Below are 24,538 nucleotides of genomic sequence, written 5' to 3'. Positions count from 1 at the left end.
CTCGGGCAGGGCGACGGAGACGTCCGAGATGACCGGCTGTTCAGACGGCCGAGTTCGCGGGCTTCACCGCAAGAAGAATTCCCGTCGAGTACCTGCTCCGCACGAACTCAGGCTCGTCGAACCCGACCGCGCGCACAGTCTCCGCGTAGCGGCGGATATCGACGCCGGCGAAAGGATCGACCGGTTCCTCGCCCCGGCGAGTGAGTCGCCTGATTCGGGTCAGCGCCGACCGCATCCGGTCGGATGGGTCGGCGTCGGCGAGCAGTAGTCGTCCACCCGGGCGCAGCACCCTCCACATCTCCTCGATGGCGGCGCAGCGGTGCTGTTCTGGTACGTGGTGCATGACGAAGGTGCAGGTGACGACGTCGAACGAGGCGTCGGGCAGCGTCAGGCCCTGCGCTGTGGCCTGCTGGTACCGGTGATTCGGAAAGTGGTCGTGCCGCCGGTTGTAGTCGACGGCCGAAGCAGAGGGGTCGACGCCGACCGCGGTGCCCTCCGGGCCGACGAGTGCGCCGAGTGCGCGAACGAGTTTGCCTGGGCCGCAACCAATGTCGAGCGCATCATTACCCGCGCGGGCGCCGCTGACGCGTGCGAGTTCGGCGATGAGCCGGGCGTGGCGCCCGAGAAAGAACGCGGCGGTAAACAGGTTGTAGCGCCGCAGGCCGGCGATGACGAGGCCGGTGTCGGCGTCGTCGACGAACATGGGGGTGAGCACTTGTTCATTACGGGACATGCGTTCATCGTCTGCCGCGTACGCGGCGGCGACCAGAATCAGAGGGGCGGAATCCGTTCGTTTCCGGACGGATCTGCCGAAACTGTCCATGCGACGAGAGACCACTATGGCCACGACCACTGACCGCAGGGTGCGGCGGACCCGGGAGGCGCTGCACCGGGCTCTGATCGAGCTGATGATCGAGCGCGGGTACGAACGCGTGACCGTCAGCGACATCATCGACCGCGCCGACGTCGGTCGCTCGACCTTCTACGCCCACTACCGCGACAAGGACGACCTACTGATCAGCAGCTGCACCGAATTCCTGCGCCGCGAGATCGCTCGGACGCGCACCGCCCGCGACGCCCCCTGGGCGCCTGTGCGGGTCATGATCGGCTTGGCCGCCGCCTATCCCGATGTCTACCAGGCCTTGATCGGCCCGAAGAGCAGCGCTGTCGTGCTGCGGAGCTATCAGCAGACCGTCGCGGACATCCTGCACGAGCACCTGGACCGTCGGCTGGACATGCCCGCCGACGAGTTGGCCGGCAGCATAACCTTCCTGTCCTGGGGGCTGATCGGACTACTCGGCTCGGTCATCGACCAGACCGACCCCACCCTGCCCGCGACGGCATGGCGCCGGTTCGAATCGCTCTGCACGGCCGGTCTGGCACGACACGTACCCCGAGTTGCCATCGCACGGACATCGGCTGACAACTCAGTTCCGAGGCCCCAGACCGCGCACGGCGCGCCTCCTTCCCGAGACTGACCTCCGCCCAGTGTGTCGGTGTGCTGGTCCGACGACATCGGCAGGACTTTCGGCGGCGGCACCCGCGCGGCGCCCGTGCCGCCGCGGATCTACCTGCGAAGGCCGTTTTCGCCACGCCGTCCTACCATTCTCCGCACTGTGCACGTCGATGCGCCGGGGACCGCTGTAACGTCTGTCCGAAATGCGATGTCGCTGGTCTGGCTGGTCGGTGCGCTGTCGGTCAGGCCGTACTTCGAGCATGGGCTGCTGGTAACCGCGGGCCGATGAGGGCGGGTCGCTGTACCACTGCCCAGTGGGTTCAGACGGGTCGAGACCGGTGCGTCGCCCAGACGTTTGAGCCGATAGTCCACGGTGTTGACGTGCGTGCGCGGTGGCCACAGAGCGGCACCACCCAGCCGATCAACGCCCGCTACCGCGGCGCCCCGACGCCGGAAACCTATCGCCGCCGACCGCAGCGACAACATCGAAGGTATTGGGCAGCAATGATTCATTCGATCCTGCGATCCGCTGTCAACGTGGCAGCGGCAACCAGTCTCGCGTTCGCGAGTGGTCCGGCGCCCGCGGTCGCGGCGACCCCACCCGACGTGGTCGTGACCGGCGGCGTGATCTCCGGCTTCGCCGCCGACGGAATCACCAAATATCTGGGAATCCCGTTTGCCGCACACACCGGTGGCGAAGCGCGATTCCGCCCCCCACAGCCCGCACCACCGTGGCCCGGCGTCCGGCAAGCCCTCGGTCACGGACCGCAGTGCCCACAGACCGGGTTCCTGCCCGGTATCCAACCCATCGGCCCCACCAGCGAAGACTGCCTGTCCATCGACCTCTACGTGCCCGGCGGCGCGCACGACAGAAACCTGCCGGTCATGGTGTTCTTCTACGGCGGCGGCTACACCAACGGCTCCAACAGCCAATACGACGCGCCCGCCCGGATGGTCGCCGAAGGCAATGTCATCGTGGCCGTTCCCAACTACCGTCTCGGACCTTTCGGATTCATGTCCCTACCCGGGCTGGCCGCCGAGTCCGGTGGCGCCACCGGAACGGTCGGCATTCAGGATCAACAAGCCGCCTTGCGCTGGGTGCGCGACAACGCCCGAGCGTTCGGTGGCGATCCAGCCAACGTCACGATCTTCGGTGAATCGGCCGGCGCCGGAAGTGTCTGCACACACTTCGCCGCACCCGCCTCCGATGGTCTTTTCGACAAAGCCATCATCCAAAGCGGATCCTGCGCACAGTCGCCTTTCGCGCCTGGCAACCGCGACGACGCCATCGCCCACTCACAGCACTACGCCGAAAGCGTCGGGTGCGGCGATCCCGCGACCCAATTGGCATGCCTGCGCGCCGTACCCGCCGCGAAACTTTTGGAGTCACCGATAGCCCAATTCGACGGATTCCCCCAGATGTGGGCGCCTAGCATCGACGGCGTCGTCGTCACCCAGACACTCGACGCCGCACTTGCCCGGGGAGCCGATCGAAAAACGCCCCTCATCGTCGGAAGCAACAGCAATGAAGGCGCACTGTTCATCGCCGAATCCGACTACGCCCTCGGTCACATCCCGGAGGCCTCGAGCTACGAACGCTACATCCACCAATACTTCGGCATCTACGCCGATCGGGTTCTCGCCCGCTATCCGCTCGACCGATATCCCTCACCCGCAGCCGCTCAATCCGCGGTTATCACCGACGGCTTCTTCGCATGCCCCGAGCGGTTCGTCAGCCGCGCCGCCCGCGACACCGGACATCCCTTGTGGCAGTACGAATTCGACCAAGCACCACTCGGCGAAGCCAACCTGGTGATGCCCGGCGCCTTCCACGCCGCCGAACTGCCCTACCTGTTCAGCAGCCTGATGAGCGTACCGATCCCATGGACCGGACCGTCCGATGCCTTCTCCCGACAAATGCAGCGATGGTGGACCACCTTCGCCCACACCGGGAACCCGAACGGCCCCGACTCACCCCCATGGTCGGCTTGGCCGGAAACGGCCGGGCAGAGCCCCGACGGGCCGGTACTGACCATGCGGGCAACCGGCAGCACCATGTCCCACGACTTCAACGCCAGGCACAACTGCGGATTCTGGTCCGAACGCCCACGCTGACTCGGCATTTCACCGAACCGATGCCTCGCCCCGGATCCGCGGACCCGACCCCATAGTTTGCTATAGACTTGCTGAATATTCGGTGAGTAGGCCTGCTCGAAGGCGATTTCGCACCCGTTGTGTCGAGGGGTGCGGTCAGTAGCGCGTCCGACCGCCCGGCGGCCTTGCACAGAACTTCAACTCGAGGGCGGCACTCCATGACAGACGTCGATTACTGTGTGGTGGGTGCGGGATTCGCGGGATTGACTGCCGCCCTGCGCCTGGAACAGGCGGGCCGATCGGTGGCAGTGCTGGAAGCTCGCGACCGGCTCGGCGGGCGCACGTTCACCGAAATGCGCGAGGACGGCTCCTGGATCGACCGCGGTGGCGCCTGGATAGGGCCGGGGCAGGACCGGATTTACGCATTGATGACCGAGTTCGGGGTACCGAGTTACAAGCAGTACACCGACGGGGCGGCCATGATGGTGGTCGACGGGAAGCAGCACCGCTACACGGGCACGATCCCGTGGACGATGAGCCCCTGGGCGGCGATGAACCTCGGTGCGGTGTTTCTCGAGCTGGGACAGATGTGCAAGTCGATTCCTCTCGAAGCGCCGTGGGCAGCGAAGAATGCCGACAAGTGGGACCGGATCACCCTGGCGCAGTGGCTGGATAGCAACGTCCTGTCCAAGCCCGCCCACGATCTCGTCGAGACCGCCATCGCGGGCTGTTACACCTCGGCCGCCTCGGAGGTGTCATTGCTCTTTGTGCTGTATCAGATGGCGTCGGGGGGCGGGCCGGGCTTCGTCCTGGGCGTCAAGGACGCGGCCCAGGATGCTCGACCAGTCGGGGGCATGGGGGCCATCTACCGGCCGATGGCGGCCCGGATCGGCGACTCGATCCACCTGTCGCAGCCTGTCCGGCACATCGATCAGGACGCCGACGGGGTGACGGTACGCTCCGACAGGATGACCGTGCGCGCACGCCGAGTGATCGTGGCGGTTCCCTTGGCGATCGCCGGCCAGATTCGGTACGAGCCGATGCTGCCGGTCGATCGGTCGTTCCTGCATCAGCGGATGCCGAGCGGCTCGATCTTCAAAATCGCCGCCGTGTACGACGAGCCTTTCTGGCGTAACGACGGGTTGTCGGGACAGTCGGCCGCACCAGGATCTCCCGCGACCATCACCATCGACGCCTGCACGGATACCGGGCGACCCGGGGTCATGTGCGTCATCACCGAGGGGCCCATCGCACGGGAGATCGGACGACTCGATGAGGCCGAGCGGAGGAAGGCGATCCTCGGTGAACTCGTCGAGCGGTTCGGCAGCAAGGCCGGCTCCCCAGTCGACTACCTCGAGCAGAACTGGAGTGTCGAGCGTTACTCCGGCGGCGGAATGCTCAGTCACGCGCCAACCGGTGTGCTGACCGAGTTCGGCCATGCCCTGCGCGAACCTTGCGGCCGGATCCACTGGGCCGGAACCGAGAGCTCTGCTCTTATGTGCGGTTGGATCGATGGAGCCATTCGCTCGGGTGAACGGGCGGCGCGCGAAGTGATGGAACACGAAACCGCGACCGTGGCCTGAGGTATCCGAGCAGGTCTTTATTCGGCTCACAAGAAATAGTGCGGCGGGTCGGCTCGCACGGTCGTCCACCTCAGTTCGGTGAACGCGTCGAGATTCGCCTGGGTGCCACCATGCCGAGAGCCTGTGCCCGAATCACCGACGCCGCCGAACGGAGCGACGGCTTCGTCATTGATCGTCTGATCGTTGATGTGCACCAGGCCAGCGGGGATCCGGTCGCTCAGCGCGAGTCCACGCATGACGTCACGAGTGAGCACGCCCAGCGAGAGCCCGTAGCTGGTGTCACCGGCCAGTTCCACCGCTTCGTCCACCGTGGAGAAGGTGAGCACCGGGGCGACCGGTCCGAAGATTTCTGTCGTGGCGGCTGGGGAATCGGGTGGCACGTCGGCGAGCACGGTCGGTCGGTAGAACAGGCCGTTGTGGACGCCCCCGGTGACGAGCCCGGCACCTGCTGCCACAGTGTCGGTGACGATGCGGTGCACGGTGTCGCGTTGCGTCGCGTCGATGAGGGGTCCGAGGTGGACCGGCCCGGCGGCCGGGTCGCCGACAATGAGTTTCTCCGCGCGGGCTGCCAACCTCGCCACATACTCGTCGCTGACCGAGGCGTGCACCAGGTGGCGACTGGCCGCCATGCAGATCTGCCCGGCGTGGAACCAGGAGCCGAATGCGCCCGCTGCGGACGCGGCTTCGATGTCCGCGTCGTCGAGCACTATCAACGCGGAGTTCCCGCCGAGTTCCAGGTGGGTGCGTTTGAGCTGGCGCGCCGCCGCGATGGCCACCTCGCGACCGCCCCGGGTGGAGCCGGTGAAGGCGATCACCGCGACGTCCGGATCGGCGACCAGCGCGGCGCCCGTGTCGGCACCGCCTGGCAACACGCTGAGCAGGCCGGGCGGCACACCGGCCTCGGCGAAGACCCGGCCGATCGTCACACCGCCGGACACCGCGGTCCGCCGGTCAGGTTTGAGGATGACGGCGTTGCCCAACGCGAGTGCGGGCGCGACTGCGCGGACCGAAAGCACGACGGGGAAGTTGTAGGGGGCGATCACCCCGACGACTCCCACGGGAATCCGGCGGGAGAAGCTCAACCGCGGCTGCTGGCTACGTAACACCTCGCCATACGGGGCGGCGGCCAGTGCGGCGGCCTCATAACACTCCTGCGCCGCCAGCGCGATCTCCAACTCGGCCTTGGCCGGTACCGAACCGGATTCCCGGATCAGCCATTGCGAGATTTCGTCCGCATGCCGCTGGCACAGATTCCCGGCTCGGCGCAAAATCGCTGCGCGCTCCTGATATGGCCGCTCAGCCCAGTCACGCTGTGCGCGCACGGCAGTCTCGGCGGCCGTGCGGACGTCCTCGGCCGTCGCCTGGCCGATTCGGCCGAGCGTGGAACCGGTGGCCGGTTCGATGACAGGTGCCGACCCGCCTCGTCCCCGCACCCAGTCGTCGAGCAGGATTCGCCCCTCCCACAACAGTTCGTCAAGCAATCCAGCGTGCTCCGGCCGTGCCATGAGCTCCCTTTCTCTGTTGTTGTCGCCGGCTCACGCGGCGGCGAATGTGGCACCAGCGGTGTATCCGCCGTCGACTGCGAGTTCGACGCCGGCGATGAGAGACGCTTCGTCACCGAGCAGGAAGAGGGCGGCAGCGGCGACTCTTCACCGTTCCCATTCGCGATGCTAGGCCGAATCGCCTGCGCATGTTGTCCAGCTCGGCCGGTCCGCGTAGCGTCGCGCCGCCGAGCTGCAACGCCGCGGCGTACGGTCGCGTCGTCGTGGCGCGCGCCCGGCTCGCGTGCCGGGCTGACGCGGGCTGGTACTCGGGTTGCTCGGCGTCCTCCAGGTCGCGCTGCCGCTGGCTCAGCGGGGCGTCGACGACCGCGTGTCGTCGGTGTTCGTACCGCTCGTGTTTCTGATGACGGGCATGACCTTCGACAGCCTGCGCCCGCGCCGGGTTCGTTCGGGCCGCTGACCGCGCCGACGCCGCGGCACGAAACACACTGTGTGGCAACCGCGACGGGCCAGACTCGGATCGCGCTGTGCCGTATGACACCTCGCGGCACTGAGCGCATCCTGAGCCGGAGCCACAGCTACTCGAATATCAGCAGGTCAGCGAGCTAACCCGGACAAAAGCAGCGAGCCGGTTTACGATGTGCCGTGCCGCACTTCGATGCGGTACGGCAGTACCGGAACTGAGGAAATACCATGCAAGTGATAGAGCGCGATTCGTTGACCGAAATCACCTCGGTGGTAGTGGATGAGACTGTTCACAACATTGGCCTTCTCAAAGACTTTCATCAGAATCCGACGCTGAAGGATTTCGTGCCCGAGCTGGCAAGGCTCTCGCTGAGCTGGGTGCGGCTCTTGCCTGGCGAGGAACTGTCGGTGCATGAGCATCCGACGAAAAGCATGATCATCGTCGCGGAAGGGGCCGGGCAAGCCGTCGGCGACATCACCCGAGACATCCGCTCCGGTGACATTGTCGTGGTTCCGCCGGGCTCGAAGCATGGCTTCGTGGGCGCCGAGCCGTCGGGCTTCTGGGCTTTGTCGATCCAGTTCGAGGGCGACGGCCTGTACGAGAATCCGGACACCCCACGCGTCGCCTTCGTCGACGACCGTCCCGACGTCGCGGCGATCCGCGCGGAAAACGACCGGTACCTGCATGAGTATCAGAACAACGCCCTGGTCCGGCTGATCGGCGACATCGATGCGCAACCGCCCGAGGTACGCAGCGGGCTGTTGGACCACCTTCAGGGATGGTCGGACGCATTTCAGCGCGTGATCGCCGCGCGGGTCGTCGGGGAGAACGACAGTTCCGCGCGTCCTCTTGCCGACGAGCATCTCGCCGAGGAACTCGGGCACAACGTGCTGTTGGCCGAGATCCGCGACAACAGACCGGCACAGTGGGATCCGGTGATCGCCGCCGCCTCATCCTGGTTCGTGGATCGCATGGCATCCTCGTCCACCGTGGAGCGCACCGTCCTCTCACATCTGGTGCTGGAAGGCAGCGGAATGGTGTTCCATGCCGCAGGGCTGTCGTCGTTCTCGGCAAGCAAGTATTTCCAGCTGCACGACAGCGCGGACGCGGAGCATCTCGAGATGGGGTACCGCGCCTTGGCGCAGCGCCGGGACTGGACCCCGGCGGAGGTGGGAGAGGTGCTGGCGAAAGGCTGGAAGATGATGCACCTGCTGTCGGACCGCATCGCGGAATGCGCGCTACGGACCGCACCCGCGGACCATGGCTAGCGATCAGGCGCTATTCGAAGAGCGCGAGCGCAGAGTTTTGGCCGCGGTGTTCGGCAGGGACAAGGCCGCCATGGCTGAGCTGATGCACCCGGATGGTTATGGATTCGATGCCACGATGGGCTTGGTCAGCCAACGTGAACTCATCGACGGCATCGACGCACTCGACCAGAACGCCGGTTTCGAGGCCGATGAGATACGGGTGGTGCCCGGAGGGCCGAAGGTCACCGCGCTGACGTACCGGCTGCGGCAATGGGGCGACTTCAACGGCACACCGCTGCCAGAAGTCGTGTACTGCAGCAGTGTATGGCGGCTCGGGGACGACGGCTGGCAAGCGATCTTCCACCACGAGACACCGACGCGATCGACCCGGTAACGCCGTGCCCAGCGAGACGCACTTCTGGCGGCAGGCATTCTGTCGACTCTATGAGACCCGCGTACCCATCGTTCCGCTGGGAAAGATCATGCACTGGCGTGCCGTGGTCGACGCACTCGGCGTGGAAACCTCGACGGCCCGAGACCTGGTGCTCGTCACCGACGACTACTTCTATCGACCGCACTCAGCTGCTCCGACAGCGGCCGAACTGGACGCGCACCGACACGAAGGCGCGGTAGGCGGAGCACAGTGGCTGCTGTACCCGGTGGTGCGGCACGATGGCGCAGACATGCCGGCTCCTCGCGGCTTCGTGGAGTTGCCCTGGTTCGTGGAGGCCGAGTTCGTCGTGCGCGACAGTCTTGATCGTGACTTGCGAGGGTTGCTCGGAGGAGCACGGTGGCGCGAGCTGAGCCGACTGGTCCGCCGCGCCGACGAGCATTTCGAGTGGGAGGTGGCGACCGGAGCCGGGGTCGATGACGAAACCCTAGTGGCCTTCGACCGACTGCACCAGCTGAATCTCGCGAAGTACGGGCACTCCCGCAATCATTTCTCCCTCTCCCTCCTGCGTGACATCGCGATATCCGCACTGCGGGAACGGGTGTGCGTATTCCTGCACCGCCGACAATCCGATGGCGCACCGGTGCAGGCCGTGCTGGGGATGCACTATCCGGAGTCGAACACGTTGGAAGTGCTGGTGCAAGGCATAGACCACACCGCGGTGGCCCGGTCCCAGAACCTGTATGCCGTTGCGCTGTACCGGATCTACCGGTGGGGGCTGGCCCGGGACATCCACCGGTTCAACCTCGGCCGCGGCGCCCAACTGGCGAAGCTCAACCTGGGCGCGAATCGATTTCATGTCGTCAGCAATCACATCGCACCGGTCGACGACACCCGGCCAGGAGATTTCGACGCGCTGCAGGCCGCCGCGCGCGCGGCGATCGACAAGGCCCTGGTCGTGCTGGGGACGGCCGCCGATCGCCGGGACGGCGGCGGAAACGTGATGCTGCCGGAACGCACCGAAATAGCGGAACGCGGACGCGGCAAGGTGATCGCATGAGTGGGCTCGTCACCGCCGGACGGGTCGGCGCGGTGTGGTTGGACGGCAGGCACGTGCCACCCGACGAGGCGAATCTGCCGGTGCTGAGCCTCGGCCTGCACAACGCGATGTGTGTGTTCGAAGGTATCCGGGCCTACAACGGCAAGCCGTTCGCCGCGGCGGCACACGTTGATCGGCTGTGCGCTTCGTCCGCCATGATCGGAATGCCCTTGCCGTGGAGCGCGGCACAGATCGCCGCCGCCATCGACGAGACCGTGACCGCCGCCGGTTACTCAGACGCCTATATCCGGCCGGTCGCCTGGCGGGGGGACGAGGTGATCGGCATCGATCCGACTGGAACCACAGTTCATCTCGCCATCGCGGTGCTGCGCTGGCCACAGCACCCGCCGGCGTCCGGGCGACCGCTGCGACTCGGCTTGTCCCGATGGGCCAGGCCTGCCCCGAGCATGGCGCCGGTCGGGGCGAAAACCTCCGCCAACTACCTCGTCGGCTCGCTGGCGCTGGCCGAGGCGAAGCAGCAGGGTTTCGACGACGCCGTGCTGCTCGACCATCGTGGCAGGCTCGCCGAGGCGACCGGCGCGAATATTTTCGTCGTCCGCGCCGGCGAGCTGGCCACGCCGGTGGCAGACACTTTCCTGGACGGCATCACGCGGCAGACCGTCCTCGAACTGGCCGGGCACGCCGGTATCCCGACGCGGGTGAGCCGCCTGGCACTGGAAGACGTCTCCGCGGCCGACGAAGTGTTCCTCACCGGAACCGCGGTCGGCGTGCAACCCGTCGGACGTTTCCTGGACACCGAGTACCGCGACGACCGTCCGATCACCCAGACCCTGGCGGACGCATACTCCCGCCTCGTCATCGCCCACCGGAAAAAGGAGAGGCCACGCGTACCATCGGCATAGTCGGTACCGGGATATCGGCACTGCATCTGGCACTGTTTTTACAGCAGCAGGGCATCCGGACCACGCTCTACACCGACAAGACTTCCGAGCAGATCCGTAACGGCCGGTTGCCCAACAACGTATGCCGGTTCGGCCGGACCAGGGCCCGCGAACGTGCGCTCGGCGTCGACCATTGGGACTTCACCGACTTCGGCATGAGCTGCGCGCATGTCCGCGTGCGCACCGATCCCCCGATCGCTTTCCGCGGGAACCTGACGCACGAGGCCAGCTTCGTCGACTTCCGGATCTACCTGCCGCAGTTGGTGGCCGACTACCGGGACCGTGGCGGCGCTGTCGTCGCGACGCCGGACGTGGGCACCGCCGTCGCCCGGTACGGGGACGACCACGACCTGATAGTGGTGGCCGCAGGCGGCGGCAGCGTCGACGCCCTGTTCCCCCGCGTCGAGTCCCGCTCCGCCGAACACCCGGCCCGGATTCTGCTCGCTGGGTTGTTCCACGGGGTGGCGCACACCGAGCCGATGGGAATGCATCTCGAGATCGTGCCCGGGGCGGGCGAGATCTTCCAGACCCCGGTCCATTCCGTGACCGGACGAGTAGCGGGCATTACGTTCGAGGCCATCCCGGACGGACCGTGGGCGTCCCGGTTGCGCGACCGGTACTACGACGACCCGGACGCATGCGCGCGAATCGTGCTGGAACTGCTGCGGGACATAGACTCGGAAATCCTCGGCCGTATAGATTTTCGCCGGTTCGCTCTCACCCGCCCACTGGACCTGCTGCAAGGTTCGATCACCCCCACCGTGCGCAGGCCGTGGGCTCGGTTGGGCCCGAACACCTATGCCGTCGCTGTCGGCGACGCAGCGGTGCTCAACGACCCGGTCACCGGCCAAGGGGGCAACCTCGCCGCCGCCGCGGCATGGGAACTCGGACAAGCCATCCTCGCCGACCCGGTCTTCGACGAGCGTTTCTGCCGCACATGGGAATCGACATTGTGGAATCTGGCCGCGGATGTCACCGAGTGGACGGCATCCGCGCTCGGCCCGCCGCCGGACCATGTCGTCGCCTTGTTCCGTGCCGCCGAGCAGAGCCAAAACCTCGCTGACGCGTTCCTGGACAACTTCGACGCTCCGAAAGCGATGTGGAATTCCATGGCCACTCCGCGGCGAGCGACAGCCTTTATCCGCCGGGTCACTTCGGATCTCGTCGCCGAAGCTCCGGACCACACGGTCGTCGATCGGGAGCGACTGCTGCTGGACGCGCTCGCCGGCGATGACATCCGCGCCCTGCGTCCGCTCGTCGCGTCCGACGGGATTCTGGTCACCGAGGACGGCTTTCACTCCCGAGACAGCTGGCAGAAAGCTGTCGAGCCGACCTGCACCCCTGATCCACCAACCGGCTTTTCCGTGCTGCGACCGGCCGAGGCCACGCTGCTGGTGACCTACCGACAAGGCTCACTGCACTGTTCGACGCTCTGGCGCCGCGATCAGCCCGACAGCTGGGTGGCCGCGGTGCACCACCGCTCCCCCGCACCTCCGGAGTTGCCATGACCGTTCATCCGGCACAGCTTCCCGCCTCATTCGGCGGGGAGATCATCGCGCCTACGCATCCCGGCTACGACCAGGCTCGGCAGATATGGAAAGGGCTGGATCGCCGCCCCGCCCTGATCGCCAGGTGCGCCGACGTGTCGGACGTCCAACGCATCATCGAACACGCTGCGAGCGAGGATATTCCGCTCGCCGTCACGGGAGCAGGCCACGATATCGCGGCCAGGTCCATGCCCGATGGCGCGTTGGTCGCGTCCACCCTGGCGTTGGACGGCATCGAAATCGATCCTGTTCAACGCCTCGCCCGAGTCCAAGCAGGAGTTCGCTGGGGCAGCGTGGTGGCAGCGGCTGCCCGCCACGGACTGGCCACCACCGGCGCCTCCGTGGCGACCGTCGGAGTCGCCGGATTCGCGCTGCACGGCGGACTCGGTTGGCTGATGCGTAGTTTCGGAACGGCCTGCGACAACATCCAGGCATTGGACGTGGTCACCGCCGACGGACAGTTGCGGACCGTCAATGCGCGCAGCAATCCCGACCTCTTCTGGGCCATGCGTGGGGCAGGGGCGAATTTCGGAGCCGTCACCTCACTGACGCTGCGCCTTTACCCGGTGAATCGGGTCGTCGCCGGAGTAAAGCTCTATCCCGCGGCCAAGGCCCGCGATGTGCTCGACGTGTATCGGCGGATCACCGCCGGCGCCGGTGACGAACTGGTCACGCACTTCTACTACAACGGCAACCCGGACGGAACACACAGTGTCGGAATCGGCCTGTGCTTCAACGGCCCATCGGCCACGGCGGCAACAGCTCTGGCTCCCTTGGAGTCTCTCGGGCCCCCGACGCACGACTCGGTGCGGGAGATGGGAATCGACGAGCTTCAGGCGGTGCACGACGCCAGTACGCCGCTCGGCGCCCGATACCATCTGCGCGCTCATTATTTGTCCGAGTTCAGCGATGCCGCCGCCGATGCCATCCTGGCGCACTGTCGAAGCATCAGCGCGCCCTTCACACAGGTCTTCGTGGAGCATCTCGGCGGTGCTGTCGGCCGAATACCGAAGGATGCCACAGCGTTTCGTGGACGCCATGGCCGGTTTTCGTTCTTGGTGATCAACGGGTGGAAAAGTCCGGCAGAGGATTCCGAACGAGTGGCGTGGACCCGCGCGTTCGGTGAAGCCGTCGCGCCGCACGCGACCGAAGGCGCCTACGTCAATTACCTCGACTACGACGAAGACCATCGGATACCCGAAGCGTACGGCGCCGGCTATTCGAAACTGCGGTCGCTGAAGCGGCGCTACGACCCGACCAACATGTTCCGGTTCAACCGCAATGTCGCCCCGGAGGCCGACGATGAAACTCGATGACAAGACGGCGGTCGTGACCGGCGCCTCGCGTGGTATCGGGGCGGCTACCGCGGTGGAACTGGCCTCCCACGGCGCGACCGTAATCCTCAACTACCAGAACGAACAGTTCCGGGCCGAGGCCGAAGTGGTCGCGGCCTCGATCGAAGACAACGGCGGCCACGCGCATCTGGTCCAAGCCGATCTACGGGAAGCCGAGCAGCGCCGACATCTCCTCGACAGCGCGGTGGCATACGGAGGCAAGCTGGACATCCTCGTCAACAACGCCGGGGTCTACCACCGACGGCGCACCGAAGACATCGACGAGGACTACCTTGCCGAGCACCTCGACATCAATTTCCGCGGTGGGCTGCTCACCACTGTCGCGGCGTCGAAACATCTGAGCGACGGCGGCCGCATCATCTACATTTCCTCCGGACTAGCCAGGCGCATCGCCGCGACCAGCTCGGTCTACGCCGCCACCAAGGCCGCCATCGAGGCCGCGGCCCGTTGTCAAGCAGCCGAACTCGGCCAACGCCGGATCACGGTCAACGCCATCGCGCCCGGAATCGTCGACACCGCACAGTTGGCCGGCAACCTCACCGCGTCGGAGCGAGCGGCACTGGTCTCCGTCACCGCGCTCGGCCGGGTCGGACAGCCCCGCGACATCGCCACGGTCGTCGCATTCCTCGCCTCCGACGACGCAGGATGGATCACCGGACAAGTCATCGACGTGGACGGGGGCCTACAGTGAGCGCCCGTGTCGCCGTAGTTCAAAAAGGTCGTTCGACTACGGTTGCGGCGGCTGCTGCGCCGCCGGAAGGATGGCTGTGTCTCTGTGGAGCCGTCTTCAGTTAACGACGAGCGAGGTTCGATCGGGCGGCACCCGGTGAATGGCGCGAGGTGCCGCCGATCCATCCTCGCATCCCCCATCGTGATCACCACCTGGCCGCAGTTGCCGCGACCTCGGCCTCGACGTGCTGGCCCGCTCCCGCAGCCTCACCGACCCCGCCGAACAGAAGGACACCACCCCAGCACTGACCGCCGGACCGAACAGGGTCACGCGGCAATCACCCCGATACACCACCTGTATGGACTTGACCATAGGCCCCAACCTGCGATCCGCCATTCGTGTCGGACCAAATGCTTACCCTTGCGAGCGCAGCCGAGCCGTCCGAGGAGCGCAGATGAACACAAGACCGCGAACAACACCGATCCTTTTCCTCAGTGGTGCCGGGCTTCCAGCCTGGATCTGGGACGATGTTCGAGCGTCCCTGCCCGTCGAATCGGTAGTCGCTGTCTACCCGAAGCGGGGCAACGCGACCCTCCACGACTACGCCGACACCGCTCTGGCACAAGCACCCGACGGGCCATTCACGATCGTGGCTCACTCCATCGGCGGCGTCGTGGCCAGCGAGATCACGGCGATCGCACCCGAGCGCGTCGACGGCCTGCTCGGCGTCGCCGCTTCGGTGCCCGCCGCCGGGACGTCATTCCTCGGCGCACTGCCCGCGCCACAGCGCTTTGTCGTCGGTCTGATCATGCGGTTCGCCGGAACCCGACCTCCCGAGAAGATGATTCGCTCCGGGCTATGCGCGGGGCTCGACGACGCCGACATCGCACGCATCGTTTCGGACTTCGAACCGGAATCGCAGCGCCTCTATCGAGACGGCCTGTCGCCGCGCACGCTCCCGACCCGCAGCGGATACGTAATGACCACGATCGACCGGGAGTTCCCCCTCGCGTCGCAACGAAAGTATGCCGCCGAGCTCAACCCAAAATTCAACCGCGAAATCCCGACCGGGCACCTGCCGATGCTGCAGGATTCAGCGTCGCTGACGCGAATCCTCCAACAGTTCGCGGCCGGGGCCTGAACTCTGCCCGCTGGATTCGAGCAGCATGCCCATCCGGATTCCGCCCATCGAGCCGCCGCCTGCCCGGCCGGGCCCTGCCACGAACCCGGTATCCGTTGGCCCACAGAGATTTCGGGCTTGCGGTCGCATCGCTGCGTTCGCCGGGCCGGGCGCCGCGTCAACCCACGGGCTACCGGCCGCTGCCGTTCGGTACGACCTGTTCTGATCACGCCTACGTCCAGCGCCTGCGACCTCGAACATCCTTGTGCGGGCCGATCCGCCGACCGGGCCGTGGATGCCGCCCATCCGGAACGAGTTCGACCGGCGGTTGCCATAGCATCGCGGTACGCGGGAGGAGACACGAGTCGCTGTCGCGACTTGCGTCGCGGCCCTCGATACGGTGTATACATCCAAGGAACGGGAGCGGCGTCCGCAGCCGCAATACCCGTTACCCGACCGATTGGTTTGGTGCCGTGATCTGGTGTTCGCTGAGGTGGAGCGGCTGCGCCGGGAAGGTGACCCACACTGCTCCTGCGTGATGGGCACGCTGGATTGGGGGTCCCAGCCGTGGGAAACCATGACGGCATGCTGTTGACCCTGTGGCCCGCGTACCCAGGCCTCGACACACTGGCGTTAGCGCGGAAGTCCCCCCGAACTCCTTCGATCAGAAGAGAACTCGCCACACTCCACCCCCGAATCGCCCGGCTCGACCCGGACCGGCTATAGCTGGTGCCCGTCCGGAGCGGGTGCTGCGGTAACCGGTGTCAGCGTGCTCCGGCGTCCGGGTCCATCGACGCCGCAGGACGAATACACCAGGTTCCCACCTGATCTCAGCCACTCCTGCTGGCACAAGCCCTCGTATCGACCATAACCGAAGACATAGCGATTCCGATGGATCGGCTGACATTGCCGCCGCAAGCTGCTTGCCGCCCACCTATGGGTTACGGATGTGGAGGCGCAGACAAACAATCATGCTCGCAGTCATGCAGTGCAGCAGATATACCGACCGACGAACCGGCCATCCGCTGCGATTGAACAGACAGTGATAGGGATACCGGCGACCTATGTGCCGTCGCACAGAAGCAGAAAGGGCCGCACTCGACGACACCAGTGGATCCCCGCTGAGGTCCGGCACGGTCGGCTTGGCGATGAAAGCGGCTGGGGAGTTGAAAGTATCTCGGTATCGAGTCCCGGTGATTCCTGCCTCCAAACAGAATTGACCATGGTCGAATGACCAGCACGCCAACGGGATGTCGCGGGAAAGTGCGGCGACGAGGGGCTCGGCGGTCTTGGGTGACGCGGAAGTTCGAGTTCCGGGATCCGGCGCGGTGGCAGCCTCGGTTAGTCGCGCAGCGGTTTCGATGCTGGGTCGACGCCACTCGCCGACGGCGCAGGATGGTGTGGTTGCTGGCGATCACTCTCGCGCTTTTCGTCTTCCCAGGCGTTGTCGGCGCGGTGGCCGTGGCGCAGACCCAGAGTGGAACGGCCTCAGGTGGGTCCAGTATCGCCATGCTGCAGTGGATGGATATCAGGGACTCGTACGGTGTCCGGCTGACCGATTATATGTTCGCGACCAGTCACGGCAGCGTGTTGGATCCGTTGGAGACGATCATTTCGGCGATCCTCAGCTTGGAGTTCGTCGGCTATCTGGTCATCGTGACCGCGGCGGTGTGGTTGATCGGTTTCGCGATCAGCTTCCAATGGCTGGATCCGTTCGGTCGAGCGTTGACCGGGGTGGTTGACAACCTGACCGGGCAGATCGCCACACCCCTCCTATTGACCGTCGCCGCTGGGATCGGTGCGTTCTTCGTCGCCTGGTTCGTGGTGCGCGGTTTTGTCGCCAAGGCCACGATGCAGGTGGTGACGATGCTGGCGGTGGCCGTGCTCGGCCCGATCTTCTTGGCGGAGCCGTTGGCGGATGTCCTGTCCTCACACGGCCTACTCGCCCAGGGTCGCAACGTGGGTATCGCGGTGGCGGCCGGGCTCAACGGCAGCACGAGCCCGAATCCGGACCAATTGGTCGTCACCATGCAGCGGGATCTGGCCGACAACTTCGCACGCCATCCGTTGCAGGTGTGGAACTTCGGTCATGTCGTCGATCAGTCGCCGCGGTGCGCTGCCGCGTGGTCGGCGGGCGTTCAATCGGGTGACGATTCCCGCGTATTGAACGGCATGCGCGCCTGTGGCGACACGGCGGCGTATGCCGTGGCCCACGATCCGAGTTTAGGCCAGGTCAGCTCCGGCTTGGTGCTGTTGTTCTGTGGGGCGATCCAACTGGCGTTCGGGGCGTCTCTCGGGGGCAAGATCATCCGGAAGGCGTTGGACTCCATCCTCCACGGAATCAAGGCCGTCTTCGGTTTCGCGGCGGGCGGATTCATCTACGGACCGACGCAGACGCTCCTGGTTCGCAACGTCGTCGATGCTTTCGTCGCGGCGGGAGCAATGGCGGCTTACACCGTCTTCCTCGGTGTCTACGTGCTATTCCTGGGCAACCTGTTCCGGCAGGCCGGAGGCCAGGTCGGGGTGGTACTCGTCCTGGGTGCCATCGTGGAGATCGTCGCCATCCTGCAGCTGAGGCAGCTCGGCAAGGGTCTGAGCAAAGGTAACGACTGGGTCGCCAACCGATTCGCCCTCGCGATACAGGGCGCGGGCGGCTCTGGTGGGGGTGGCGGAGGCACCGCTCTGGGAATGGGTGACGCGGGGGCCGGCCACTCCCTGCCGGGAAGGGCGCTCGCCGGACTCGGCGCCATCAACACCATCGGCGCCAACCCGATCACCGCGTTGCTCTTCCGCAGGCGCAACCCGTGGGACCTCGACTCGAAACTGAGGCATCAGGTCGACCTGATGAATCTCGAGGCTAATAAGGAGATCCTCGGGAAGGGCTGGTCGCTCAACTCGGCGCGGGTCCGGGAGGGGTATATCGAAGCCGCCAGAACAGCTGCCCAGGAATACGGCTTCACCCATCGCGGCGCCGCCGCGGCGGTGGACCGCGTCATCAACCGCGGTGGAGCCCTGGGCGACGTCGTCACCTCCATGATGGACGCCGGCTGGAAGGACAAAGACATGATGGTCGGTGCCATGCGGGCCTACAATTACCGCGAGCAGTTCGGTCCCAGCGTGTGGGATGGCGACGCGTACATCGGTGAGGCCGCCGCCTCGATGTCGATCCTCAAATTGGGTCAAACACCGACCAACATGGCTCTCTTCCAGCACACCGCGCACAGGTTGGCAAACCGGCGCTATATCGATCGTGTGGACCGTTCCGCCCTCACTAAAGCCGAACAGGACTATCTCGACGACTACTTCAAAAAGCCCACGAGGGACAAGATCAGAGGCATCGAAGCCCTCGCAAGTGGCAGCCAGATCACTCGAGATCGCCATGGCAACGTTGTACAGTCCAACAAGGATTACCCGCTGCCCCTCCAGTTCGAGGGCTGGAGTCAGGAACGTGGCCTGTTGATGAACAGGTTCATCATGCCGCATCTCAGCCAGCAATACCTGCAAGCCGCAGAAGCCGGCGATCTCCACACAGCTTCGGAAATATTGCAGACCATGGCGCATTCCGAATACTGGACAGGGAACGTGAAGCTGACCCCATCGAAGGCGCTACCACGGTTCTGATGATCCAGAAGGGAAGTAGCTTGGTGCATGATCCGGCAGCGCGTGTGAGCGCTACGGCTGCAGTTGGCCGCGCCGGTTTCGCCATAGCCGATCACAGCTTTCGACACAGAAGTAAAGTTTGTACGGAAATTTGAAAGAAGAATAGGTGCAGAATATGAAAGTTATCCACCGAGCCATCATTCTCGTGGGTTCAGTGTTTGCGGCGGCAGTGATCGCCGGCACCGGAACTGCGGCGGCTGATTCGGCGCCCGTCCGTCAGGCTGACAATCAAGCTACCAGCAGCGTTTCTATAGAAAGGTTCCTGCACCAATTCGTCGCAGGATCCCCGATCGCAAATAGTGGCAGCAGATTGGAATGCCTGTTCATGCATACTGGACCTGCATGCTACGGGTGATTGGCCGAGGCTAGCGGTCGGGCTCGGTGTCGAGGCTGCCCGCGATGAGGTCGGTCAGCGCGGTGATCGCGTCGGCGATGGTTGTCCGTTCTCGGTTCAGCTCTGCGGCAATCGCTTCGGCGGCGCCCAGCACACCGATGCAGCGCAGCCTAAGGCCATCGGTTGTGAGGCTGGAATGTGGTAGTAGTGCGGCGGCCATCGCCTCCGTGTAGTTGTCGAGCATCTCGTACTGAATTGCCTCCATTTCCGGATTTCCTTTCAGCGCGGCGGAAATGGCGTTGAACTCTGGCATGTCGGTGGCGCAGGCGAAATATGCGGTACTCATAACGCGGGCGATCTCGCCCGGAATGTGTGCGGCATCCCGCAACGCCTGTGTCGTCGCGGTTCGGTGTCGTTCTTCGAGTCGCCGGTAGAGCGCAAGCAGCAGGCCGGGGCGGGTGCCGAAATGGTCGTACACGATGGGTCTGCTCACCCCAGCGGCCTCCGCGAGGGTGACCAGGGTCAGCCCGTCGGTGCCCTGGGCGCGCACGACCGCCATGGCGGTGTCGAGCAACTGCTCCCGCCTTGCGTACTTGGACAGCCGACTCGGTGTCGTCGTCATTGCCCTCCCTTCGGCGGCGCTTCAGTTCAACTACAAAGAGTAGGCTACAAAATGTAGATCTACGCGTGAAAGAGGAGGGCCGCGAACGGGCAATGCTCGTCGGTCCTCCTCAGTGCGCCGCACTTCCTCGTCGGCATCTCGGCCTGCATGAGTGCGCGCCGAGGTCGGTGTCGACGGCGGGGCTCACCAGCGGTCTATGGTTTGCAGACCGACTCGAGCTTTCGCGGGATGCGTGTCCTCTAGTAGTGCAGCAGGGCATGAAACGGTCGCCGATGGTCGAGAAACGCTGCACCACATAGCGCTGGCCGGCGATGTCGGCGACCTGCCCTGTTGGGATCCATTTCGGGCGGCTTCGCTCAGGTTGGAATCCGCCGATCCTTCGCTGGATCGCTCGGACCTGAATTGGCTGAGGACTCAATGGCTCACCGAGTGCGCCTATCGGGATCTGGTCCTCGGATCGATCGGGGTAGTGCATGACGCCCCGCACACCGGCAACCTCCGCATAGCGCCCGAAGGTTCGACCGTTCTCGCCGAACTCGATAGCGCAGGAACGGGTTTCACCGTATTGGGCATGGCTGTAGTCGCTGTGGACAGCATCGGGGTCGGGGAGAATGGATTCCGTGATGCGTTCGTCGACGCATATGGCCAGGACGTGACCGATTCGCCCCAGTTGCCGGTGCTTCGGCGCATCGCCGTGGAGCACGCGCACCGACTGGCGACTTTGCGGTCCGGTTCAGACGCTGCGTGGCATCCGTAAAACTCACAGGCCGGATACGAGCACCCACGGTCGCTGCGGCCGTCACAAGCGCTACTTCTGACCTGACTCGCCCCGATCGAACAGCGGCAGAGGCAACCCGCCGACTCGTCAGCCCGTGGCTGACAGGTCGTCCCGCCTCGAAGGTCGACGCCGGGATTGCTTGCCGGGCCGTTCTACTGACGGGGCCGGATGATGATCGCCGCGCGCCTGTACCAGAAAATGGCGGTGTTTCCTTCATTTCCCGTGTAACCCTCGATTTCCGACGCGAACGGCTCCAGCGTCGACTTCGATGCGCCCGTACACAACTCCTCATCCCAAACCTGCCGCACAACGGGCTCACCAGCCGCCCCTGACCGGTCGATCAGCCACGTCAATGCGATGGTCGACCAGCGCAGCTCGCCGAGATCTTCCGATCCCGGGACCAAAGGAAGGCTCGAGCACACCGGAAGGCTCGCGGGGTCATCGGGCACAGGCTCCACCATGTCCCCGTCTTCATCGAACTCCATGTCAGCGCTCTCGACGCATTTCCACCCGTCCTCAACGCGCTCCCAACGCTGACGATAGATCAACATCCACGAGGTGTAATCCTCCTCGTAGGAGTCCTCGACCTCCGCGAGCGCCAGCGACGTGTCGTACCCCGCGATATCGGCCGCCGCGAGCATCATCCCAGCACGGGCAGCATCGCCGCCCTTGAGCTGATCCCACCCGAATCCGTGCTGGGAATACTGATGATCGAGCAGGTAGACGAGTTGACGAGGTGGGCGTTTCGGCTCGCGGTGCGGACGCCACGTCGGCAATTCCACCGGTGTGGTGAAATGCGCGCGTAACTGCTCGGCCAGTAACGCGACCGACGGATGCATGGCGAAAGCGGCGGCGTCGTGGCCGGTACGCCCCTTCGCCACCAGGTTGTAGGTCAGCGTGATCCGGAAACCGTCGGTGACCGGCAGCACCTCATGCTCACAGTCGCCATAGAACGCGACGAACGACAGCTTCTCCGGCGAACCCTGGTCGGTGACCTTCATCCCCTGCTGCTCGATCACCAGCTCCCCGCCGGTGAACGCCGAAGGCAGAGTCACCACCAACGTGCCGATCATGCCGTCGGCCTTCTCCGAATCCTGATGGCGCTGAAAGAATTGTCCCGCCTCGTACACCAGCATCGAATGCAGCTCCGCCGACAACTCGCAGTCCGGAACCAGACCTAGCTCGGCGCGCAGTATGTCCAGCATGGGCAGCAACGTCTCGCGCCACTGCCGCTCGTCGACCGTTATCCGGTCCCGCGGAACCTCCCATGTGTCGCGCACATTCGCGTCCAATAGGGTCTGCTCGCGCAGACCATACCGCGCCGGCCGCGCGACCTCGCACAGTCGCCGCGCCTGAGCCGGCGTCACCGGCAACCGGATCGGCCCCACCCCATCTACCTCGATCACCAGGTTCTCCGCCGAGCCCGTCCGACGCGCAGCGAATGAACCCGCCCCCGGCACCGAACCCATGAGCTCGCCGATCACCCGTAAAGTCTTGTCCGTCATGCACTTCTCCCATGTTCGACAACGTTCGCGGGCATCCTTTCAGGGCCCACCGACGATCCAGCCCCCGATGCCGCACCTTCGGAACATCGGGAACTGTGAGTCGGCCGGGGCCCCGGGCCGGTCTATGCCGTACGCAGGTAAGCCACTACCGCACTACTAAGGCCCGGTTAGTGCGCAAATTCCGGCCCGCGAACCCACTTACAGGTGCGCCAATTGTGGTCTTCATGGGCGGCGTGCTGGTCGGGTGTCCCAGCGGTAGAGGTTCCATGCTTTGCGAATCAGGCTGCGCACGGTGATGATCGCATCGGCGAGATCGAAGAACGCGTCGATGACGACCTCGCGGCGCTCGTAGCAGCGTTGGAGGCGGTTGAACGCGTTGTGCCAGGAGTTCGTACGTTCTACATACCAGCGACTGCCGGCTTGGACGGGTGCCTTCTCGCCTTTGTGAGCGATCTGTCCACGTAAGCCACGTCCGGCGAGTTCGTCGCGGGTTGCACCGGAGAGTACCTACCCCTTTCCACTCTCAACGTATAGCGCACCGGGGGGCTTGCGGCAAGACCCGGGTCGTGCCGCATACTCGTCGGCCGAAGCCAGAACCTGCGGAAATGGGAGTAACGAGTGACGGATATCGACGTAATCATCGTGGGCGCAGGCCCGAGCGGCCTGATGCTGGCCGGTGAGCTGCGCCTGGCCGGAGTGCGATCGCTGGTACTGGAACGACAGTCGCAGCCGCGAGACACCCCGAAGGCCAGCGGTATCGGCGGGCGGATCCTGGACTTGCTGCGCTACCGAGGCATTCTGGACCGATTCGAAGCAGCCAGCAGCGACCCCAACGTGGCTCCCCGATTTCCGTTCGGCAATATGCATCTGGATTTCACACACCTGGCAGATCCCCCACTGCGGGCATTGCCGCTCCCACAACTGGAAATCGAACGACTACTCGACGACCGCGCCCGCGAACTCGGCGCCGACATCCGTCGCGGACACGAGGTGGTCGGGATGAGCCAGGACGACGCCGCGGTGACCGCGGACGTGCGCGGGCCGGACGGGCCCTACCGGGTGACCGCACGGTACCTGGTGGGCTGCGACGGCGGGCGCAGCCGGGTCCGCGACATGGCCGAGATCGCGTTTCCCGGCACCACATATCCGGAGGTCAACCGGCTGGGCCAGGTCACCGTGGCCGATTCGGTGACTGTGCTCGGTAACGGCGACATCGAGGTCCCCGGGCTGGGCAGGATCCGTGCGGGTTTCACACGAACAGATCGCGGTGTGTTCGCGTTCGCGATCACCTCCGGGATTCTGTCCCTTCAGACCACCGAAGACGAGTCCACCGAATACGACGACGACGAGCCGCTGACCCTGACCGAGCTCGCGGAAAGTGCTCGCCGCGTGCTCGGCGCGGATCTCCCCATGGGAGAACCGATTCGGCTGTCGCGTTACACCTTCAAGGATCGGCAGGCCGAACGATACCGCGACAGGCGGGTCATGCTGGCAGGCGATGCGGCCCACCTGCTCCCCGCCACCGGCACCGCGCTCAATGTCGGCATGCTCGACGCGGTCAACCTCGCCTGGAAGCTCGGCGCCGACATCCACGGCTGGGCGCCGACCGGCCTGCTGGACACCTATCACCACGAACGCCACTTCGCCGGCGCACGTGCGCTGCTACAGACCCGGGCCCAGGTGGCGTTGAGGCGCGGACACGACCGAGCCGCCGAAGCGCTTCGGCAGGTCTTCCAGGAACTGATCATGGATGAACCGGCATTGCGCCGTATGGGTGCCCTCGTCGCCCACGCCGACATCCGCTATCCGATGCCGGGCTCCGACCACCACGCCTTGGCCGGCACCTTCGCGCCCGACCTCACCCTGCACACCGACCAGGGCGTCACCAGCGTCGCGGAACTCATGCACACCGCACGGCCCATCCTGCTCGACCTCACCGACCGCCCCGACCTCCGCGAGATCGGCCGAGACTGGCAGCACCGGATAGACATCCGCACGGCGAAAACCGATAACCGACCAGCAGACGCCCTACTGATCCGCCCGGACGCCCACATCGCCTGGGCCGCAACCATCGACGAACCCACCGACACCGCCGCGCTCGCACTGCGAGAAGCGCTCTCCGGCTGGTTCGGCGCACCCGATCAGCCCTGATCGGCGCTGTCGGCCACGGCGGTGGCGAGAGCGGTGATGCGCATCGCGAATGGATG

The 24,538-nt window shown here is 65.4% G+C and carries 19 protein-coding genes and 1 pseudogene; 15 read left to right on the top strand and 5 right to left on the bottom strand.

Features of this window, described 5'->3' with window-relative positions; all coding sequences use genetic code 11:
- Positions 1 to 40 precede the first annotated feature (40 nt).
- The gene (locus AB0H00_RS09775) at positions 41 to 733 is read right to left on the bottom strand and encodes a methyltransferase domain-containing protein (RefSeq protein WP_357263654.1); all 693 of its coding nucleotides are present in this window, start codon (positions 731 to 733) and stop codon (positions 41 to 43) included.
- 106 nt (positions 734 to 839) lie between these two features.
- Between AB0H00_RS09775 and AB0H00_RS09770 the strand changes: the two genes are divergently transcribed.
- The 3 genes from AB0H00_RS09770 (at position 840) to AB0H00_RS09760 (ending at position 5,133) form a co-directional block, all read left to right on the top strand.
- Complete coding sequence (locus AB0H00_RS09770) at positions 840 to 1,478, top strand: helix-turn-helix domain-containing protein (RefSeq protein ID WP_357263651.1); 639 nt, start codon at positions 840 to 842, stop codon at positions 1,476 to 1,478.
- A gap of 482 nt (positions 1,479 to 1,960) precedes the next feature.
- Positions 1,961 to 3,571, top strand: coding sequence for a carboxylesterase family protein (locus AB0H00_RS09765; protein WP_357263648.1), 1,611 nt, complete (start codon positions 1,961 to 1,963; stop codon positions 3,569 to 3,571).
- A 197-nt stretch (positions 3,572 to 3,768) separates the two neighbouring features.
- Positions 3,769 to 5,133: a flavin monoamine oxidase family protein gene (locus tag AB0H00_RS09760; RefSeq protein ID WP_357263645.1), complete on the top strand. Its 1,365-nt coding sequence runs from the start codon at positions 3,769 to 3,771 to the stop codon at positions 5,131 to 5,133.
- A gap of 26 nt (positions 5,134 to 5,159) precedes the next feature.
- Here the strand turns inward: AB0H00_RS09760 and AB0H00_RS09755 are convergent, their stop codons facing one another.
- A complete protein-coding gene (locus AB0H00_RS09755; RefSeq protein WP_357263642.1) occupies positions 5,160 to 6,638 on the bottom strand; it encodes a benzaldehyde dehydrogenase in 1,479 nt (492 codons plus the stop codon).
- Positions 6,639 to 6,948: 310 nt separating this feature from the next.
- Here AB0H00_RS09755 and AB0H00_RS09750 point away from each other — a divergent pair, with 310 nt between their 5' ends.
- The 10 genes from AB0H00_RS09750 (at position 6,949) to AB0H00_RS09705 (ending at position 19,053) form a co-directional block, all read left to right on the top strand.
- Positions 6,949 to 7,095 carry a hypothetical protein gene (locus AB0H00_RS09750; protein ID WP_357263639.1) on the top strand — a complete coding sequence of 49 codons (147 nt, stop codon included), beginning with the start codon at positions 6,949 to 6,951 and terminating at the stop codon, positions 7,093 to 7,095.
- A 233-nt stretch (positions 7,096 to 7,328) separates the two neighbouring features.
- Positions 7,329 to 8,369: a cupin domain-containing protein gene (locus AB0H00_RS09745; RefSeq protein ID WP_357263636.1), complete on the top strand. Its 1,041-nt coding sequence runs from the start codon at positions 7,329 to 7,331 to the stop codon at positions 8,367 to 8,369.
- A complete protein-coding gene (locus tag AB0H00_RS09740) occupies positions 8,362 to 8,742 on the top strand; it encodes a nuclear transport factor 2 family protein (RefSeq protein ID WP_357263633.1) in 381 nt (126 codons plus the stop codon). The genes AB0H00_RS09745 and AB0H00_RS09740 overlap by 8 nt, the downstream gene beginning before the upstream one ends.
- A gap of 4 nt (positions 8,743 to 8,746) precedes the next feature.
- On the top strand, positions 8,747 to 9,799 hold the full coding sequence (locus AB0H00_RS09735; protein WP_357263630.1) for a hypothetical protein: 1,053 nt from the start codon (positions 8,747 to 8,749) through the stop codon (positions 9,797 to 9,799).
- Positions 9,796 to 10,701, top strand: coding sequence for an aminotransferase class IV (locus AB0H00_RS09730; RefSeq protein WP_357263627.1), 906 nt, complete (start codon positions 9,796 to 9,798; stop codon positions 10,699 to 10,701). Before AB0H00_RS09735 ends, AB0H00_RS09730 begins: the two co-directional genes overlap by 4 nt.
- Before the next feature lie 107 nt (positions 10,702 to 10,808).
- Positions 10,809 to 12,248: a styrene monooxygenase/indole monooxygenase family protein gene (locus tag AB0H00_RS09725; protein WP_357263624.1), complete on the top strand. Its 1,440-nt coding sequence runs from the start codon at positions 10,809 to 10,811 to the stop codon at positions 12,246 to 12,248.
- On the top strand, positions 12,245 to 13,603 hold the full coding sequence (locus AB0H00_RS09720) for an FAD-binding oxidoreductase (protein WP_357263621.1): 1,359 nt from the start codon (positions 12,245 to 12,247) through the stop codon (positions 13,601 to 13,603). Before AB0H00_RS09725 ends, AB0H00_RS09720 begins: the two co-directional genes overlap by 4 nt.
- Positions 13,590 to 14,333, top strand: coding sequence for an SDR family oxidoreductase (locus AB0H00_RS09715; protein WP_357263618.1), 744 nt, complete (start codon positions 13,590 to 13,592; stop codon positions 14,331 to 14,333). The genes AB0H00_RS09720 and AB0H00_RS09715 overlap by 14 nt, the downstream gene beginning before the upstream one ends.
- Positions 14,334 to 14,766: 433 nt before the next feature.
- Positions 14,767 to 15,453, top strand: a complete 687-nt coding sequence (locus AB0H00_RS09710) for an alpha/beta hydrolase (RefSeq protein ID WP_357263615.1) — start codon at positions 14,767 to 14,769, stop codon at positions 15,451 to 15,453.
- 1,383 nt (positions 15,454 to 16,836) lie between these two features.
- Positions 16,837 to 19,053 carry a hypothetical protein gene (locus AB0H00_RS09705; protein WP_357263612.1) on the top strand — a complete coding sequence of 739 codons (2,217 nt, stop codon included), beginning with the start codon at positions 16,837 to 16,839 and terminating at the stop codon, positions 19,051 to 19,053.
- Positions 19,054 to 19,457: 404 nt separating this feature from the next.
- On the opposite strand, the gene AB0H00_RS09700 is transcribed toward AB0H00_RS09705, so the two are convergent.
- Positions 19,458 to 20,048 carry a TetR/AcrR family transcriptional regulator gene (locus AB0H00_RS09700; RefSeq protein WP_357263609.1) on the bottom strand — a complete coding sequence of 197 codons (591 nt, stop codon included), beginning with the start codon at positions 20,046 to 20,048 and terminating at the stop codon, positions 19,458 to 19,460.
- A 571-nt stretch (positions 20,049 to 20,619) separates the two neighbouring features.
- Between AB0H00_RS09700 and AB0H00_RS09695 the strand changes: the two genes are divergently transcribed.
- A complete protein-coding gene (locus AB0H00_RS09695) occupies positions 20,620 to 20,805 on the top strand; it encodes a hypothetical protein (protein ID WP_357263606.1) in 186 nt (61 codons plus the stop codon).
- A gap of 173 nt (positions 20,806 to 20,978) precedes the next feature.
- On the opposite strand, the gene AB0H00_RS09690 is transcribed toward AB0H00_RS09695, so the two are convergent.
- The gene (locus AB0H00_RS09690) at positions 20,979 to 22,331 is read right to left on the bottom strand and encodes a 2OG-Fe(II) oxygenase (protein WP_357263603.1); all 1,353 of its coding nucleotides are present in this window, start codon (positions 22,329 to 22,331) and stop codon (positions 20,979 to 20,981) included.
- A 222-nt stretch (positions 22,332 to 22,553) separates the two neighbouring features.
- Positions 22,554 to 22,790 (bottom strand): annotated as a pseudogene (locus AB0H00_RS09685) (IS5/IS1182 family transposase); the annotation flags it as partial.
- Between the two features lie 159 nt (positions 22,791 to 22,949).
- Here AB0H00_RS09685 and AB0H00_RS09680 point away from each other — a divergent pair.
- Complete coding sequence (locus AB0H00_RS09680; RefSeq protein ID WP_357263600.1) at positions 22,950 to 24,482, top strand: FAD-dependent monooxygenase; 1,533 nt, start codon at positions 22,950 to 22,952, stop codon at positions 24,480 to 24,482.
- Positions 24,483 to 24,538: the final 56 nt, after the last annotated feature.

Source organism: Nocardia sp. NPDC023852, from assembly GCF_040639505.1.
In the GTDB taxonomy this organism is placed as follows: Bacteria; Actinomycetota; Actinomycetes; order Mycobacteriales; family Mycobacteriaceae; genus Nocardia.
This window is presented reverse-complemented; position numbering and strand designations above follow the sequence as displayed.

What these genes read in the sequence shown, in the direction of transcription:
- AB0H00_RS09775 (WP_357263654.1), bottom strand. Translation starts at nt 733, where the DNA reads ATGTCCCGTAATGAACAAGTGCTCACCCCCATGTTCGTCGACGACGCC.
- AB0H00_RS09770 (WP_357263651.1), top strand. Translation starts at nt 840, where the DNA reads ATGGCCACGACCACTGACCGCAGGGTGCGGCGGACCCGGGAGGCGCTG.
- AB0H00_RS09765 (WP_357263648.1), top strand. Translation starts at nt 1,961, where the DNA reads ATGATTCATTCGATCCTGCGATCCGCTGTCAACGTGGCAGCGGCAACC.
- AB0H00_RS09760 (WP_357263645.1), top strand. Translation starts at nt 3,769, where the DNA reads ATGACAGACGTCGATTACTGTGTGGTGGGTGCGGGATTCGCGGGATTG.
- AB0H00_RS09755 (WP_357263642.1), bottom strand. Translation starts at nt 6,638, where the DNA reads ATGGCACGGCCGGAGCACGCTGGATTGCTTGACGAACTGTTGTGGGAG.
- AB0H00_RS09745 (WP_357263636.1), top strand. Translation starts at nt 7,329, where the DNA reads ATGCAAGTGATAGAGCGCGATTCGTTGACCGAAATCACCTCGGTGGTA.
- AB0H00_RS09740 (WP_357263633.1), top strand. Translation starts at nt 8,362, where the DNA reads ATGGCTAGCGATCAGGCGCTATTCGAAGAGCGCGAGCGCAGAGTTTTG.
- AB0H00_RS09730 (WP_357263627.1), top strand. Translation starts at nt 9,796, where the DNA reads ATGAGTGGGCTCGTCACCGCCGGACGGGTCGGCGCGGTGTGGTTGGAC.
- AB0H00_RS09720 (WP_357263621.1), top strand. Translation starts at nt 12,245, where the DNA reads ATGACCGTTCATCCGGCACAGCTTCCCGCCTCATTCGGCGGGGAGATC.
- AB0H00_RS09715 (WP_357263618.1), top strand. Translation starts at nt 13,590, where the DNA reads ATGAAACTCGATGACAAGACGGCGGTCGTGACCGGCGCCTCGCGTGGT.
- AB0H00_RS09710 (WP_357263615.1), top strand. Translation starts at nt 14,767, where the DNA reads ATGAACACAAGACCGCGAACAACACCGATCCTTTTCCTCAGTGGTGCC.
- AB0H00_RS09700 (WP_357263609.1), bottom strand. Translation starts at nt 20,048, where the DNA reads ATGACGACGACACCGAGTCGGCTGTCCAAGTACGCAAGGCGGGAGCAG.
- AB0H00_RS09695 (WP_357263606.1), top strand. Translation starts at nt 20,620, where the DNA reads ATGGCTGTAGTCGCTGTGGACAGCATCGGGGTCGGGGAGAATGGATTC.
- AB0H00_RS09690 (WP_357263603.1), bottom strand. Translation starts at nt 22,331, where the DNA reads ATGACGGACAAGACTTTACGGGTGATCGGCGAGCTCATGGGTTCGGTG.